General features: G+C 64.8%; 2 protein-coding genes and 1 pseudogene. 2 read left to right on the top strand and 1 reads right to left on the bottom strand.

Annotated features, from left to right (window positions below; translation table 11 throughout):
• The first annotated feature begins 256 nt into the window (after window positions 1-256).
• Together EOA29_RS33855 and EOA29_RS33850 are read left to right on the top strand one after the other, a co-directional pair.
• Window positions 257-679 (top strand): DoxX family protein, encoded by a 423-nt coding sequence (locus EOA29_RS33855; RefSeq protein WP_126094467.1) that lies wholly within the window; start codon window positions 257-259, stop codon window positions 677-679.
• 211 nt (window positions 680-890) lie between these two features.
• Window positions 891-1,313, top strand: coding sequence for a DoxX family protein (locus EOA29_RS33850; protein ID WP_126094468.1), 423 nt, complete (start codon window positions 891-893; stop codon window positions 1,311-1,313).
• Window positions 1,314-1,317: 4 nt separating this feature from the next.
• On the opposite strand, the pseudogene EOA29_RS33845 reads toward EOA29_RS33850, so the two are convergent.
• Window positions 1,318-2,211 (bottom strand): annotated as a pseudogene (locus EOA29_RS33845) (exopolyphosphatase); the annotation flags it as partial.

Genomic DNA, 2,211 nt, shown 5'->3' with positions numbered 1-2,211 from the left:
GGCTCTGGCCACCGGACTGGTCAGCGAAGCCGACTACGACCGGCTGGTGCGGCCGGAGGACATGACGCATCCGGGGTGACATTCTGCGGCGGGAGAATTTGCTCCCGCAGCCGATTCTCGCGACGCGAATTTCGCGTCCGTCGGCGCGACCATAGAATATATAATCTGTGAACAATGTGTCGCCGCATAGACAGCTTTGGTGAACGGTCTTCGTCGTCTATCTGACTGGGCATTCAACCCCGCTCGGAGACCCGCCATGTCCATCAACACTTCCGCCGCTACCGCCGGCACCGCGTCCAACAATTCCACCACCATCCTGCTCGGCCGCGCCCTGCTTGCCGTCATCTTCCTGCTTTCCGGCTTCGGCAAGCTTACCGCCATTTCCGGCACCGCCGGCTATTTCGGCGCCCTCGGACTGCCGCTGCCGACCGTCACCGCCGTCGTCGTCGGCCTCATCGAGCTTGTCGGCGGCCTTGCCATTCTCGTAGGCTTCCAGACGCGTGTCGCCGCCTGGGTGCTCGCCATCTTCACGATCGCCACCGGGCTGGTCGCCCATACCGGCTGGGCCGACCAGATGCAGATGATCCAGTTCCTCAAGAACCTCGCCATCACCGGCGGCTTCATCCTGCTCGCCTCGTCCGGCGCCGGCGCCTACTCGATCGACGCCAAACGCGGCTGAAGTTTTTGTTTGACGCAATTCCGAACGGAAGGTTACGGCGAAGTCGCCGAACCTAAACGCTTCACACTTTTCCTGGAATTGCTCCCCCTCCCAAGCCTGAAACCAAAGCGGCGCGGAATTTTTCGCACCGCTTTTTCGTTTTCCGGTTGCAGGCGTAGACTGCACCGGCAGCCGGCCAGATCCTGATCGGGCGTCGGCAAGGGAGGTTGCAATGTTCCGCAACGCACTGCTTCTGATCTCGCGGCTCCTGCTTGCCGCGCTTTTCGTGCCGTCGGGATTCCAGGCACTCACCAACATCGCCGGCACCACCAGCTATTTCGCCGGCCTCGGCCTGCCGCTGCCGACTTTAGCCGCCTGGGGCACCGGCCTGTTCGAGCTGATCGCCGGATTACTGATCCTGATCGGCTTCCAGACGCGGATCGTGGCGCTGCTGCTTGCCGCCTTCTCGATCGTCGCCGGCTTCATCGGCCATTACGGCCAGGGCGGCGACGATGCGACTTTAGCCTTCCTGCACCAGCAGATGCTGATGAAGGACATTGCCATTGCCGGCGGCTTCCTGGCGCTCGCCATGGCCGGCGCCGGCGCCTGGTCGGCGGACGGGCGCAGCATTGGCATCGGCGCCGAAGTCACGTGATCCGTTACTTGACGGAAACGCTCGGACCGCCTTCGACCGCCAGCACCAGGCGGCGGTTGGTGATGCGCGCCAGTTGCGCCAGCCGGCCGGCCGGGCGCTCGCCATAGAGGTCGGAGAGCGAGGCCGGCAGCACCAGCGCCAGCGCGCCGTTGCCGCGGCTTTCCCATTTCAGCCTTGGCATCACGCCCGGCATCGCCGCCGTCAGCAGGTAGACGACGCGCATCATCGCCGCCAGCACGCGGGCGCGCTCGAGCATGCGCGACGGCGCCAGCGCCTTGATCTCCGGCGCGATTCCATCGCTGAAGATGCCGTCATGGCGGTAGGCGCTGGCCAGAGCCAGGTAGGCGCGGCCGGGATGGTCGACGCCGATGAAGGAGGCATGCGCGATGATGTTGAGCGACTGCCGTCCGCGATATTCCGGGTGCGCGCGCCAGCCGATATCGGCGAGCAGGCACGCAGCGTGGCGATAGCGCGCCTCGTCCACCGTCTCGTCGATGCCGAAGGCCTTGAAGGCCTTGCCCGTCCATTCGACGAGGTCGTGCGCATGATGGACCGAGCGGGAACGCAATACCGCCAATTCCTCGGCCGCCGAGATCAGCGGATCGGATTTCTGCTCGGCGGCGTCAAGCAGCGAATAGAGGAAGCCCTCGCGCACGCCCTGCGCCGAGACGACGATCTTGGAAGGCTGCATGGCCGCCATGATCTCCTGCAGCACGACGGCGCCGTAAGGCAGCAGCGAGCGGCGGTTCTTGGAGACGCCCTCGATACCCTTGACCTTCTCGATCTCGCCCTTGGCCACCTGCCTAAGGAAGGTCTGGGCGCTGTCGGCGGCGATCTCGTAGTGATGCATGACGCCAAGCGGGTAGTTGTTCATCTCCATGTGCAGGCGGGCGAGGTT

It is taken from the genome of Mesorhizobium sp. M1E.F.Ca.ET.063.01.1.1 (assembly GCF_003998155.1).
GTDB lineage: Bacteria > Pseudomonadota > Alphaproteobacteria > Rhizobiales > Rhizobiaceae > Mesorhizobium.
Note: the sequence above shows the minus strand (reverse complement) of the source record. Positions and strands in the feature narration are given on the sequence as shown.